Consider the following 12,317-nt stretch of genomic DNA (forward strand, 5'->3'; position numbering starts at 1 on the left):
TTAGGGGCGTCGCCAAGTGGTAAGGCACCGGGTTTTGATCTCGGCATCCGTTGGTTCGAATCCAGCCGCCCCTGCCATTCTCTTATTTTAAAGACAGACTTAATTGCTATGCTTTTTGTTGATTAATCTTGACATTGCATTGCAAAAATATTAAAGTTCTGCCGCATTAGGGGCGTCGCCAAGTGGTAAGGCACCGGGTTTTGATCTCGGCATCCGTTGGTTCGAATCCAGCCGCCCCTGCCATCTATTTCATTACATACCAACCGCCAAGGGTGCTTCATGCCCAATCTTGTCGTTTTTAGTGGAAATGCTCATCCACAGTTCGCTCAAAAAGTCGTAAGTCACTTACATATCCCTCTAGGTGCTGCATCAGTCGGTCACTTTTCTGATGGAGAAATTTCAGTAGAAATTACTGAAAATGTTCGTGGTAAAGACGTATTTATCGTTCAGCCTACTTGTGCCCCTACCAATGATAACCTTATGGAAATCTTGGTTATGGCAGATGCTTTGCGTCGTGCAAGTGCTGGTCGTATTACCGCTGTCATCCCTTATTTTGGTTATGCTCGCCAAGACCGTCGTCCACGTTCTGCACGTGTGCCGATTACAGCTAAAGTTGTCGCAGACATGCTTACCACTGTTGGTATTGACCGTGTCGTGATGATCGACTTACATGCTGACCAAATTCAAGGTTTCTTCGATATTCCAGTCGATAACATCTACGGTACTCCTGCTTTGCTTGCTGACTTACGTCAACAACAACATGACAACCTTATGGTGGTTTCTCCTGACGTTGGTGGTGTAGTACGTGCGCGTGCTGTTGCCAAACAGATGGGTGACATCGATTTAGCAATTATTGATAAACGTCGTCAGAAAGCCAATGAGTCGCAAGTTATGCACTTAATTGGTGACGTAAAAGATCGTGATTGCGTTATCGTAGACGATATGGTTGATACTGCTGGTACATTGTGTAAAGCAGCTGATGCGCTTAAGCAATTTGGTGCACGTCGTGTAGTTGCGTATGCAACTCACCCTGTACTATCAGGTAAGGCTATTGAAAACTTACGTAATTCAGTTATTGATGAACTGGTTGTGACTGATACCATTCCTCTTTCTGAAGAAGCATTGACCTTAGGCAAGATCCGTCAGGTTTCTGTTGCTAGCATGGTTGCTGAAACGATTCGTCGTATTAATAACGAAGAGTCTATCAGTGCAATGTTCGATAGTTTATAATATTGCAGCTTTTTCTAAACCCTAGCCTTGGCTGGGGTTTTCTATCACTAAACTGGTCGCAAGTTTAGTCTATTTAAACTTTAATGAGGATTTACTCATGGCAAACTTCGTATTAAACGCTCAAGCGCGTGCTGAAGACAAACAAGGGAAAGGTGCGAGCCGCCGCCTTCGTCGCGAAGCTTTAATTCCAGCTATCATTTATGGTGGCAATGCTGAGCCTGTAACTGTTACTTTAGAACTTCGTGAGCTTGTAAAAGCTTTAGAAAACAATGCTTTCTTTGAAGAAGTTGTAGAAATCAAAGTGGGCGACAAAGTTGAAAACGTTAAAATCCAAGCGTTACAACGTCACCCATCTAAAAACACTCCTATGCACGCTGACTTCAAACGCGCATAAGTGTTTAAAGGCGTAGATTAGTGTCAAATATTTCGCTAATTGTTGGTTTGGGCAATCCTGGTTCAGAATATGCCCAAACCCGCCATAATGCAGGCTTTTGGTTCATTGAACAGCTTGCTGATAAATATGGCATTACATTAAAAAATGATCCGAAATTTCACGGAATCAGTGGACGTGGTAACATAGAAGGACACGATGTCCGTCTACTTCTACCCACTACATTTATGAACCGTTCTGGCCAAAGTGTAGTTCCATTTGCAAAATTTTATCAAATTGCTCCCGAAGCAATTTTGATTGCTCATGATGAACTTGATATGAACCCTGGTGTGATTCGCCTTAAAACAGGCGGTGGTCATGGTGGTCATAATGGTTTACGTGACATTGTCCCTCATATTGGTCCAAATTTTCACCGTTTACGAATTGGGATCGGACATCCTGGCTCCAAAGAGAGAGTTTCAGGCCACGTACTTGGAAAAGCACCAAGTAGTGAACAAAGTCTGATGGATGCAGCAATTGATCATGCCCTTTCTAAAGTGAAGTTACTTGTTCAAGGACAAGTTCCTCAGGCCATGAATCAAATTAATGCATATAAACCCACTTAAATTGTTGAACAATCATGCTTGCTATCTTGCTTTTTTAGGAGCAAAATGCGCATCAGCCACTTTGCCAACCGCAAAAGCTAAAGATTTCACCATAAGATCTACATCTTAGGTCTACTCAGGAGACGCTAGCCATGCTATCTCGTTTATTAAAATGCAAAATTCACCGTGCAGTTGTAACCCATGCTGAGCTTCACTATGAAGGTTCTTGTGCAATTGATGGCGTATTGATGGATTTAGCTGGTATTCGTGAATATGAAGAAATTCATGTTTGGAATGTAACCAATGGCAAACGCTTCACGACTTATGCGATTCGTGGTGAAGATAACTCTGGCATTATTTCAGTAAACGGCGGTGCTGCACATCAAGCAGATGTTGGCGATTTAGTTATTATTGCTACGTTTGGTGATTTCACCGAAGTTGAAGCAAATGCTCACAAACCACGTTTGGTATATGCAAACCCAGATAATACAGTCAACCACACAGCGAATTGCATTCCTGTACAAGTTGCCTAATTAAAAATTTAAAAATAAAAAAGCCCGCATCGACGGGCTTTTTTATTTTTATAAATCCTAAATAGTTCCTTCCCACCAATTCTTTTGTTTTTCACAATTTAAAGGTTGAAGCCCTTCCCCTCGCAAATCAGATAGAATCGCTTCGCCTTTAGGATTTACCTTAAATTCAGCATATTTGGCTTTTTCATAACATTGAGCCAAGCCTTCTGCAAATAAGAAACTCCGCGAGGATGGATATAAAGCCTGTAAACGATTTTCAGGATTTTTTAAAATTAATCTTTGCCCAGTAAATGAATTGTTAGTATCTAGAACTGTACCAACTACACGATTTTGTGAATCCAATATAACTTTCGCTGGAATGGAAGAATGATTAAAAATCACCTGATCTATAGCCTCACTCTCACTTCCTGAAAGAGCTTTAAGAGATTGTAAATGTAATTCATAAGCGAGTGCCATATAGTCACCTTGTAAGATTGAACGAGGATCAACTGGTTTAAGCTCAATGAAAATACTTCTACTATGGTGCAGATGCCATTCATTTTTGACTACTAACGTTGCGAAAAATAACATCGTGGCTAATGCAAGAATTAGAGAAAAATACTTCTTCATTCTTTCTCTCCTCCAATAAGACCATTTTTATTTTCACGGTGAAGCAACCACGACAGTGCCAATAGAAAAACACCAGAAATAAAAATAGATAAACTCTTAGCTAGAAAAGTTATTTGTAGGTTGTAATAGAGCTGCCAGAACACTAAAACGAATACAGCTAAGCTAACTCCATAAACAATCCGATCTTTACTTTTTAATGCCCACGTTAAAATAGTAAACAATATGAAAATTTCGAAATATCCCAATGCAATAAGTAACACACCAAAAATTAAAAAAGCGAAAAAAGTGATTCCCTGAAGTTGTCTATATAAATGAAAAACACTAAAGCAAAGTAACCAAACACTAGGCAGAAAATATAGAACCCACCTATGTTGATCTATCGAATTTTCTGGAACGAGCCCCATAAAAGTATCGAAAAAAGAAGCGACTAGAATGACGACTAGCACACATAAAAAAATACTACGCTCATATAGAGCTAGTGACTTTCTCTTAGGTAAGAGCACCAAACTAAAAACAAAATAATTGAGCAAAGTTAAATTTAAATAGGTTTGAGTAGAATGTATTGACCATAATGAATGGTCCAGTTGTAGCAAATAGATAAAAGCTATGCCATACGTAGCAAGCATTTGAATTAAAATGAAGAACCAATGCGGTTTAAGGAAATAACTAATACATAGAATAAAAATCTGTGCAATTAAAACCCATAGCATCTGATCTGTTTCTGAACCAAGGTGAAATAAGAAAGCAGTCTGTCCACTGATAAATAAACAATAAGCAAATTGTCGAAAGAAATAACGTTGCGATTTTTTTAAAAGCACGATAGCGAATGCTACAAAAATAATTCCAATGACTAAAGAAATAGCCTTCCAAAACACGAGCGTAAAAGCTGCAAGCGCTAAACCCGCAAGCCAAGCACCAATTGCCATTGGAATGATATAAAAGCGGCTTTGACGAAAAATTTTTATTAAAAGATAGCTAATCAGCGCAAACCAAATAAAAATAATGCCCGCAATCAATAAAAAGATGAACTCATTAGAATCTTTAAACAGATGATTAATCCCATCTACAAGCCATATGGTGGCTGTTACACCAAGAACAGCAGCCATTAAACTGGCACATAATTGATCGTCTTTTTTGAAGAAATAGTAAAAAGCCATTATTCCTGAACAGAAAGCAGAGATCAGATAAGGAATATTCTCATTCGATAAATATTGAATCATTCCAATGATTGAAATAACTGCAAACCAAGCGATAAAGACAAATCTTAAAGCACGATATTTCTTTATACATATCCAAAATTCTATAAGGCTTAATAAATTTAAAATGAATAGGTATAAATACGGAAATTTTTCTAACCAAAAAGTCTGCTTAAAAAATAAAAAAAGTGTAAGTTGGCTGGTAATACAAATTAAAGCGAAGATGCCAATATTCGGGCGGTATAACCACGGTAATAAAAGCAATGTCCAAATTAAAAAAAGCAAATAACTGTCTGCCCCAGTTTGATAAACTTGTCCAATTACAGCCAGACTTAAGCCTATCATCAAACCACAAACGCTATGTAAGGTCTGTCTAACCCCATCACTTAAAGTATCTTTTACACTGAACCAAGCTGTGACAACTAATATAGCGGGCGGGATAGCGAGTTGAATACTGCCTGGAAGCATTAACCAGTTAGCAGCAATTAAATACAGAATACTTACCGCCATAAATACATAACTGAAAATATGGAGATGCTGAATAAATGAGCTACTGGTAAGAGGGTAATCGTCTCTTATCTGCATGAAACACCTATTTTATTTATAATTTTCTATAAAAAACATAGCATTCCATTTTCATATCAACAAGTAAGCTCTTGTTAAAAAGCCTAATTCTATTTATGCAAATACTTATTCATAAAGAAACTTAGCATTCTATAAAAGCATCTAGCCAATTTTATCAAGCGCGCTATAATAAAACCCATCGCTTCAGGGCGGGGTGTAATTCCCCACCGGTGGTAAAGTTAATTTTTATAATTAGATTAACAAGCCCACGAGCTTAAATTGTGTAATTTGAGCAGATTTGGTGAAATTCCAAAGCCGACGGTATAGTCCGGATGAAAGAAGACGACGAACTGGGATAAATCCGTTTTATTTCAGTGCCAGCCTGTTTTTACATCAGTCCTGAAATGTTCCACCGTATTTTTACGAGAGCGTTTCATTATGTCTAGCTTAATTCAACCAGAACTTTTTTTCTCAGCCCTCTCTCCTGCTGAACAACGTATTCAACAAGCATTAGAAGATATCCGTCAAGGCAAACCTGTCTTGGTTATGGATGACTTTGACCGCGAAAATGAAGCAGATTTAATTGTGGCAGCCGAAACTTTAACAGTAGAAACAATGGCACGTATGATCCGTGATGGCTCAGGGATTGTATGTTTATGCCTTACAGAAGAGCTAGCAGATCATCTAGAACTCCCTCCAATGGTTTCTCAAAACTCAAGTCAGTTTCATACTGCTTTTACAGTGACCATTGAAGCAGCTCAAGGTGTGACTACCGGTGTGTCAGCTAAAGACCGTGTTACTACCATTCAAACTGCAATTAAAGATGGTGCTGTCGCAAGTGATCTTAATCGTCCAGGCCACGTTTTTCCTTTACGTGCACGTAATGGTGGTGTGCTTACTCGTCGAGGTCACACTGAAGGAACAATTGATCTAGCAAGATTAGCAGGCCTAAAACCTGCTGGTGTGTTATGTGAATTAACTAACCCAGACGGTACTATGGCATCAGGCATTCAAGTTTTAGCATACGCTCAAACTCATCACTTAACTGTGATTACGATTGAAGAACTTGTTCAATACCGTCAACAACACGATATTTAAATAAAAAAGGTTTGGCTTTAGATCAAAGCCAAACCTTCAAATTAAAATTTAATAATATTTAAGATACTTTCTTTTGGGTTGCCTGCCCTTCAACATAGTCCAAAAGTTCAGAAAATTGCGTAATCATTGCTTTTGGTTGTGCTTGAGCGAGCTCTTCAGGTGTTCCATAACCATAAGTTACTGCTACCGCCTCAATACTATTATAGCGTGCACCTAAAACGTCATATTGACGGTCACCCACCATTAAGCATTCTTCAGGGTTTAGTTGCTCATGCTCAAGAATATAATGGATAAGCTCAGCTTTATTGGTCCGTTCACCTGTTAACTCACTACCGTAAATATGTACAAAGTATTGGCTTAATTCAAAATGATCCAAGATACGTTTTGCATAAATCGTTGGTTTAGCGGTTGCGACAAATAAGCGATATCCCTCTTCTTTTAATGTATTAAGTGTTTGCGCAACAGATGGATATACTTCATTTTCAAATAAACCCGTAACCGAAAAACGCTCACGATAAGCAAGTAAAGCTTGTTCAGCTAAAGCATCATCTTGTGTGTCTAGAAGTTTCGCTAATGAAGCTTTTAACGGGGGACCAATTGTCCAGTCAATATTTAAATCGGCAGCCAAGGGATAACCTAACTTATCCATTGCATAGCGAATTGAAGTATGGATTCCAACTTTTGGGTCTGTTAAGGTTCCATCTAAATCAATCAAAATATGTTTTATAGCCATTCAATCACTAACCCAGTAAAGTATTTAATTCAATTGGTCGAGAGTTTAATCAAACTCTCTTATACTAACGTAAATTTAAATTGAAAAGGAAATAACCGTGCGTCCAACCGTACTTTGTTTCTCGGGTTTAGACCCTTCAGGTGGTGCAGGTTTACAAGCCGATATCGAAGCAATTGGACAAAGTGGTGCCCATGCAGCAATTGCATGTACTGCCCTCACCATTCAAAACTCACAACAAGTATTTGGCTTCGAAGCAACCTCAAAAGAACTTTTATTAGCACAAGCAAATGCAGTGGTAGGTGACTTACCCATTAAATGCGTTAAATCTGGCATGCTTGGCACTACAGATAATATTGCTGCTCTAGCTGAATTTCTTCGTGCACATCCTGACTACCAATATGTACTTGATCCTGTTTTAGTCGCAAACAGTGGTGGTTCTTTAGGTGATCAGGCAACTCTGGTTAAAGCTTTCGTTGAGCTTATTCCTCTAGCAACGATTATTACTCCAAATACCGTTGAATTACGCGCTTTAACAGGTATTACTGATTTAGATCAAGCCACTCAAAAGTTATTTGAAATGGGTGCTAAAGCTGTTTTAGTCAAAGGTGGACACGAAGATACACCAGATCATATTAAAAATAGTTTATACATTAACGGTGAACTGGCAGCGACTAGTAGCTGTCCTCGCCTTGAAGGTGAATATCACGGATCAGGTTGTTCATTAGCTAGCTTTATCGCAGGGCGTTTAGCTTTAGGTGATTCGTTAAAAATTGCGGTACAACATGCTGAAACATGGTTATTCGGTGTTTTAAAAAATGCTGATACCCCTGTACCAAACGGACAAAAGATTCCAAAACGTTTTTAAAAAGCACAAAAAAGGCGCTTTAAGCGCCTTTTTATTAACCTCAATTATTGAGGAATACGTAAAACTTGTCCTGGGAAAATCTCATCAGGATCTTTTAACATTGGTTTATTTGCTTCAAAGATTTTTGGATACTGATTTGCATCACCGTAAACTTCTTTCGCAATTTTTGAAAGGTTGTCACCAGATTTTACTGTATAAAATTTACTTTCTGGTTCAGGCGTTGCAACAGTCATCTGGTCATCTACTTGTGCCACATGATCAATGTTCCCAACAATAAGAATAATTTTTTCTTTATCTGCTTGGCTTTTTACCTGTCCTTTAATAGTCGCGGTATCGGTAGTACCGTTATAGGTTACAGATAAGCCCTCTACCCCTAAGCCTAAACTTTTAATTAAACCTAATAATTTATTTGCAACTTCTTGTGCAGAAGGTTCTGCTGGTGTTGCCGGAGCTGGTTGTGGTTCTGCTGGAGCGGTATTTTTCTTACCAATACCTTTTACAAAATCAAAAAGACCCATCTTTTAGTCCTCATATTATTGTTTATAGTAAAGTCATTAAACTGACCTCTATTGTTATACTTCAAAAAAGTCATGCCTCTGCTATCAATTGAGGTTGATCTTGTAAAAATATGTATCTCTTAATTTTTTCTCTCATAAAAAAAGCCACCTTACGGTGGCCTTCTTTTTATTCAGCAATATGCGAATTAACCAAGTTTTTTAGTTACATAGTCAATTGCAGATTGAACTGTAGTGATTTCGTTAGAATCTTCATCAGGGATAGTGATGTCGAAGTCATTTTCGAAAGACATAACAAGTTCAACTAAATCTAAAGAGTCAGCACCTAAGTCATCCATAAAAGATGCTTCGTTTTTAATCTCTTCAGCTTTAAGACCAAGTTGTTCTGCAACCGCTTGTTTAACGCGTTGTTCGATATCGCTCACAGGAATTCTCCTCATTGCTTGTGGCGTTTAATTTGCCACTAGTTTAATTGAATATAAAAATTTTTAAAAGTTTATACATCGGCGTTAGGCCATGTATAAACCACCATTTACATGTAATACCGTACCGGTAATGTAACCTGCTTTATCACTTGCAAGGAAACTCACCGCATTTGCGATATCTTGTGGCTCACCTAAGCGATTTAAAGCCACTTGATCACTCATTTTTTTGCGAATGTCTTCACTAAGTGCATCTGTCATTTCTGTTGCAATAAAACCGGGTGCCACACTGTTTACAGTAATTTGGCGGCTGCCCATCTCTTTTGCAAGGCTACGGCTGAATGCTTCAATACCTGCTTTAGCAGCAGAATAGTTCGCTTGGCCTGGGTTTGCAAAGTGAGCTACAACAGAACTGATATTAATAATTCGACCAAAACGTGCCTTAGTCATCCCCTTAAGCACACGTTTAGATAAACGATAAACTGCTTTCAGGTGAATATTGAGAATGTCATCCCAATCATCTTCAGACATACGAAGCAACAAATTGTCTTTCGTAATACCTGCATTGTTAACTAGAACAAGTACAGGACCATAGTTCTGTTCAATATGAGAAACGACTGCTTCAATCTCATCGAGATTGCGCACATCGAGCGCCAAACCTGCACCTTGCTCACCAAAGCTATCACTTAACTTTTGTGCACCAGATTCAGAAGTCGCAGTACCTACAACAAAATAACCGTCTTGAATAAGTTGCTGGGCAATGGCAGCGCCAATACCCCGACTCGCGCCCGTTACTAATGCAACTTTGCGTTCTTGTGTCATGCAATTTTTCCTTCTGCCACTAAAACAGCATTTAGGGCATCTTCCATTTTGCTCTTACTATCAATAGAAAAAGCTTTTTCGATATTTGGTAAACGCTTTGCGAGATTACTCAATACTGTACCAGGACCACATTCAACAATGTAATGTATGCCTTGGTTTTGTAAAAACTGCATCGTATCTGTCCATTGTACAGACTGGTACAATTGAGCAGTTAACGCCTGACGCAATTGAGCAACATCGGTAGCTATTCCCGCGTTGACATTTTGTATTACAGGAATGGTAGGTAGCTCAATGGCAGTTTGTTCCAAAGCTTCTGCAAATTTCTCTGCAGCAGGTTTCATTAAAGAACAATGCGAAGGAACCGATACAGGTAAAGCAATTGCTTTAGCAGATTGTTCTTTTGCTAATGCCATAACTTGTTGTACAGATGCAGTACTACCCGCAATTACAACTTGGCCTTGTGAATTATAGTTTGCAGCTTCGACAGAACCCTCACCTGACGCACTCACAGTTTGACAAAGCTCAACCACTTTTTCATCAGCCAAACCAAGAATTGCAGCCATAGCCCCTTCCCCTTGAGGAACGGCACTTTGCATCAGTTTGCCACGCAAGTTAACTAATTTAACTGCATCTGCCAAGCTCATAGAGCCTGCAGCAACCAATGCACTGTATTCACCTAATGAATGTCCTGCAAGATACTTAGGGGCCAGACCACCTAAATCAAGCCATACACGCCATAAAGCGATACTGGCAGTTAATAACACAGGTTGGGTATTTTCTGTTTGGTCGAGACCTTCACCACTTTGCGCAATATGCCACAGATCAAATCCAAGAGCATCTGAAGCTTCCGCAAAGGTTTGCCCGACCCCACTAAACTGTTCAGCTAGTTCAGCAAGCATACCGACTTTTTGTGAACCTTGACCAGGAAACACAAACGCAGTTTTTGTGGCTAAAGCTACTTGTTCAAGACGTTTAGCAGACATAAGAAATCCTTTTTTGGGTTTTCACTCATTTCTGGAGCGGAAATTTAACATGTTATTTATATATTTATAATTGCGAAAAACAACAAAAAAAGGGAGCTTTCGCTCCCATTTTTTCTATACTTAAGCATCACGCTTAATGCATATCATGCAATTATTCAGCATCAGCTGCTTTAGCGAATAATTGACGACCACGGTAGAAACCGTCTTTAGTCACGTGGTGACGACGATGAGTTTCACCAGTTGCTTGGTCTACTGTTAATGCATTCTCGGTTAAAGCGTCATGTGAACGGCGCATGTCACGGCGAGAGCGACTTTTACGGTTTTGCTGAACGGCCATGATGGCTCCTTACAAAGATCGAAAAAATGGATCAGAACAAATTCAGTTGTCTTATCTCACAATTATAACATAAATTATGAGTTAAGTTTACCCTTCAAACCTGCCAAAACATCAAACGGGTTATCCCGTTTTTCTTCGACAACATTTTGAATGGTAGGCTGATGTTTATGTTCACAAGCATCATGCTTGGGAGATAAAGGCATCAACAATAACAGTTCATCTTCTAGTAATGCGAGTAAGTTAATCGAGGCAGGCGTATCATAATCACCTTTCGTCGAAGACTCACTTTCACCTAAAACGATGAAATCAGCATCCTCATCCAAGCGCTCTATCAGTGACTCATCATCCACTAATGCAATATGGAAGTCTAAGACAAGAGGCATTTCAACAGGTTCCAAACAACGTTGGCACTCCATTGGAACTTTCGTGTCCATATGACCGTCCATCCACACAATGCGATGATATGCATCTATTGATAGCTTACAGTCTATGTTGATCAATTGGTTATCAATTGATCCAACAGCTTCACGAGCGATACGAGCAAAGCGAGACAAGGGCAGTTGACCTGACCATGTAAAGCCTTGTTCAGCCCATTTAAACGGCTCAATCTGTGCCGGAAAGGTATTTGCTGACATAATTAAGGCGGCAATTCTACAAATTCATCGGTACTCTGTCAAAGATTAAGATACAATTTTGCACTTCTTTAGACAGAACTCGGGGTAAATTAAGCAATGCACCTGTTGCAGCCGCAACCTGAAGTTAACACTTCATTACTCGTTTGCACCCATTCAACCCATCAGAACACGCTTGTACCTGACCCAGTGCAACTCTCACCATGGTCAAGCTCAAAATCGGAGTCTGAGCAAGTTGATTGGCTTATTTTACACTTTAATCACTGGTTTTCCCACCATAATGTGACATTAGTTCGTGGAGATTTTGAACCAGAATATTTCCCTGCAACAAATAAAGACCCTGCCAAGATTCAATTTGCTCATGGTTTCTTTAATAGTGCCTTACATGAAATTAGTCATTGGTCTATTGCGGGTGAAAAGAGACGTCTATTACCAGATTTAGGATATTGGTATGCACCTGATGGTCGTACCCAAGAACAGCAAAGTTTATTTGAACAAGTAGAAATTAAGCCTCAAGCAATTGAATGGTTATTTGCACAATCTTTTGGCAGAAAATTTAGAGTATCTCTCGATAACCTGACAGGTGATAGCGGAGATGGCAAACTATTTAAAGATAATGTCTATGCTCAAGTGCAACGTTACTTTTCGGGTGAAGCCAAGCTACCCCGTGATGCAGCAGCATTTATTAGTTTTATTTGCCAATGTACACGTTCAGGTACACCTTTACAATTAAATGAATTTAAACGTGAACTCCTTGATTAATTGACAAAAAAACTACGTTAATTGCTTGCCTAGGATATTTA

The 12,317-nt window shown here is 39.1% G+C and carries 16 protein-coding genes, 2 tRNA genes and 1 riboswitch; of the genes, 9 read left to right on the plus strand and 9 right to left on the minus strand.

What is annotated here, in order from left to right:
- The first annotated feature begins 2 nt into the window (after positions 1 to 2).
- The 6 genes from F931_RS14350 to panD all read left to right on the plus strand — a co-directional run bounded on the left by F931_RS14350 (position 3) and on the right by panD (position 2,738).
- Positions 3 to 77: transfer RNA gene (locus F931_RS14350), tRNA-Gln, on the plus strand.
- Between the two features lie 91 nt (positions 78 to 168).
- Positions 169 to 243, plus strand: a tRNA-Gln gene (locus F931_RS14355).
- Positions 244 to 279: 36 nt separating this feature from the next.
- The gene (gene prs, locus F931_RS14360) at positions 280 to 1,230 is read left to right on the plus strand and encodes a ribose-phosphate pyrophosphokinase (protein WP_002120445.1); all 951 of its coding nucleotides are present in this window, start codon (positions 280 to 282) and stop codon (positions 1,228 to 1,230) included.
- Between the two features lie 97 nt (positions 1,231 to 1,327).
- Positions 1,328 to 1,624, plus strand: coding sequence for a 50S ribosomal protein L25 (gene rplY / locus F931_RS14365; protein ID WP_016142033.1), 297 nt, complete (start codon positions 1,328 to 1,330; stop codon positions 1,622 to 1,624).
- 20 nt (positions 1,625 to 1,644) lie between these two features.
- Entirely contained in the window at positions 1,645 to 2,226 is a 582-nt protein-coding gene (gene pth, locus F931_RS14370) for an aminoacyl-tRNA hydrolase (protein WP_016142034.1), read from the plus strand.
- A 131-nt stretch (positions 2,227 to 2,357) separates the two neighbouring features.
- Entirely contained in the window at positions 2,358 to 2,738 is a 381-nt protein-coding gene (gene panD / locus F931_RS14375) for an aspartate 1-decarboxylase (protein WP_016142035.1), read from the plus strand.
- Positions 2,739 to 2,795: 57 nt separating this feature from the next.
- Here the strand turns inward: panD and F931_RS14380 are convergent, their stop codons facing one another.
- Together F931_RS14380 and F931_RS14385 are read right to left on the minus strand one after the other, a co-directional pair.
- Complete coding sequence (locus F931_RS14380) at positions 2,796 to 3,347, minus strand: GDYXXLXY domain-containing protein (RefSeq protein WP_016142036.1); 552 nt, start codon at positions 3,345 to 3,347, stop codon at positions 2,796 to 2,798.
- A complete protein-coding gene (locus F931_RS14385) occupies positions 3,344 to 5,128 on the minus strand; it encodes a DUF2157 domain-containing protein (protein WP_016142037.1) in 1,785 nt (594 codons plus the stop codon). Before F931_RS14385 ends, F931_RS14380 begins: the two co-directional genes overlap by 4 nt.
- A 176-nt stretch (positions 5,129 to 5,304) precedes the next feature.
- Positions 5,305 to 5,455, plus strand: a riboswitch (FMN riboswitch).
- 90 nt (positions 5,456 to 5,545) lie between these two features.
- On the opposite strand from F931_RS14385, the gene ribB reads away from it, so the two are divergent.
- Positions 5,546 to 6,205 (plus strand): 3,4-dihydroxy-2-butanone-4-phosphate synthase, encoded by a 660-nt coding sequence (gene ribB / locus F931_RS14390; RefSeq protein ID WP_016142038.1) that lies wholly within the window; start codon positions 5,546 to 5,548, stop codon positions 6,203 to 6,205.
- Positions 6,206 to 6,263: 58 nt separating this feature from the next.
- Here the strand turns inward: ribB and F931_RS14395 are convergent, their stop codons facing one another.
- Positions 6,264 to 6,938: an HAD-IA family hydrolase gene (locus tag F931_RS14395; protein ID WP_016142039.1), complete on the minus strand. Its 675-nt coding sequence runs from the start codon at positions 6,936 to 6,938 to the stop codon at positions 6,264 to 6,266.
- 97 nt (positions 6,939 to 7,035) lie between these two features.
- On the opposite strand from F931_RS14395, the gene thiED reads away from it, so the two are divergent.
- Positions 7,036 to 7,803, plus strand: a complete 768-nt coding sequence (thiED, locus tag F931_RS14400; RefSeq protein WP_016142040.1) for a hydroxymethylpyrimidine/phosphomethylpyrimidine kinase — start codon at positions 7,036 to 7,038, stop codon at positions 7,801 to 7,803.
- Between the two features lie 44 nt (positions 7,804 to 7,847).
- On the opposite strand, the gene lysM is transcribed toward thiED, so the two are convergent.
- From lysM to F931_RS14430, 6 genes are all read right to left on the minus strand, one after another.
- Positions 7,848 to 8,321, minus strand: coding sequence for a peptidoglycan-binding protein LysM (lysM, locus tag F931_RS14405; RefSeq protein WP_016142041.1), 474 nt, complete (start codon positions 8,319 to 8,321; stop codon positions 7,848 to 7,850).
- 185 nt (positions 8,322 to 8,506) lie between these two features.
- Positions 8,507 to 8,743 carry an acyl carrier protein gene (gene acpP / locus F931_RS14410; protein WP_001279871.1) on the minus strand — a complete coding sequence of 79 codons (237 nt, stop codon included), beginning with the start codon at positions 8,741 to 8,743 and terminating at the stop codon, positions 8,507 to 8,509.
- A gap of 84 nt (positions 8,744 to 8,827) precedes the next feature.
- Positions 8,828 to 9,562, minus strand: a complete 735-nt coding sequence (gene fabG / locus F931_RS14415; protein ID WP_002120395.1) for a 3-oxoacyl-ACP reductase FabG — start codon at positions 9,560 to 9,562, stop codon at positions 8,828 to 8,830.
- Positions 9,559 to 10,545 (minus strand): ACP S-malonyltransferase, encoded by a 987-nt coding sequence (gene fabD, locus F931_RS14420; protein ID WP_016142042.1) that lies wholly within the window; start codon positions 10,543 to 10,545, stop codon positions 9,559 to 9,561. Before fabD ends, fabG begins: the two co-directional genes overlap by 4 nt.
- Positions 10,546 to 10,696: 151 nt before the next feature.
- Positions 10,697 to 10,882 (minus strand): 50S ribosomal protein L32, encoded by a 186-nt coding sequence (gene rpmF, locus F931_RS14425; RefSeq protein ID WP_000290730.1) that lies wholly within the window; start codon positions 10,880 to 10,882, stop codon positions 10,697 to 10,699.
- Positions 10,883 to 10,956: 74 nt separating this feature from the next.
- Positions 10,957 to 11,517 (minus strand): YceD family protein, encoded by a 561-nt coding sequence (locus tag F931_RS14430; RefSeq protein WP_016142043.1) that lies wholly within the window; start codon positions 11,515 to 11,517, stop codon positions 10,957 to 10,959.
- Positions 11,518 to 11,613: 96 nt separating this feature from the next.
- Here F931_RS14430 and F931_RS14435 point away from each other — a divergent pair, with 96 nt between their 5' ends.
- Positions 11,614 to 12,276: an elongation factor P hydroxylase gene (locus tag F931_RS14435; RefSeq protein ID WP_016142044.1), complete on the plus strand. Its 663-nt coding sequence runs from the start codon at positions 11,614 to 11,616 to the stop codon at positions 12,274 to 12,276.
- The last annotated feature ends 41 nt before the right edge of the window (positions 12,277 to 12,317 follow it).

Origin of the sequence: Acinetobacter pittii ANC 4050 (genome assembly GCF_000399685.1) — a bacterium.
GTDB lineage: Bacteria > Pseudomonadota > Gammaproteobacteria > Pseudomonadales > Moraxellaceae > Acinetobacter > Acinetobacter pittii_E.

Excerpts from the sequence above, each read along its gene's own strand:
- prs (WP_002120445.1), top strand. The coding sequence starts at position 280 with ATGCCCAATCTTGTCGTTTTTAGTGGAAATGCTCATCCACAGTTCGCT.
- rplY (WP_016142033.1), top strand. The coding sequence starts at position 1,328 with ATGGCAAACTTCGTATTAAACGCTCAAGCGCGTGCTGAAGACAAACAA.
- panD (WP_016142035.1), top strand. The coding sequence starts at position 2,358 with ATGCTATCTCGTTTATTAAAATGCAAAATTCACCGTGCAGTTGTAACC.
- F931_RS14380 (WP_016142036.1), bottom strand. The coding sequence starts at position 3,347 with ATGAAGAAGTATTTTTCTCTAATTCTTGCATTAGCCACGATGTTATTT.
- F931_RS14385 (WP_016142037.1), bottom strand. The coding sequence starts at position 5,128 with ATGCAGATAAGAGACGATTACCCTCTTACCAGTAGCTCATTTATTCAG.
- ribB (WP_016142038.1), top strand. The coding sequence starts at position 5,546 with ATGTCTAGCTTAATTCAACCAGAACTTTTTTTCTCAGCCCTCTCTCCT.
- F931_RS14395 (WP_016142039.1), bottom strand. The coding sequence starts at position 6,938 with ATGGCTATAAAACATATTTTGATTGATTTAGATGGAACCTTAACAGAC.
- lysM (WP_016142041.1), bottom strand. The coding sequence starts at position 8,321 with ATGGGTCTTTTTGATTTTGTAAAAGGTATTGGTAAGAAAAATACCGCT.
- fabG (WP_002120395.1), bottom strand. The coding sequence starts at position 9,562 with ATGACACAAGAACGCAAAGTTGCATTAGTAACGGGCGCGAGTCGGGGT.
- fabD (WP_016142042.1), bottom strand. The coding sequence starts at position 10,545 with ATGTCTGCTAAACGTCTTGAACAAGTAGCTTTAGCCACAAAAACTGCG.
- rpmF (WP_000290730.1), bottom strand. The coding sequence starts at position 10,882 with ATGGCCGTTCAGCAAAACCGTAAAAGTCGCTCTCGCCGTGACATGCGC.
- F931_RS14430 (WP_016142043.1), bottom strand. The coding sequence starts at position 11,517 with ATGTCAGCAAATACCTTTCCGGCACAGATTGAGCCGTTTAAATGGGCT.
- F931_RS14435 (WP_016142044.1), top strand. The coding sequence starts at position 11,614 with ATGCACCTGTTGCAGCCGCAACCTGAAGTTAACACTTCATTACTCGTT.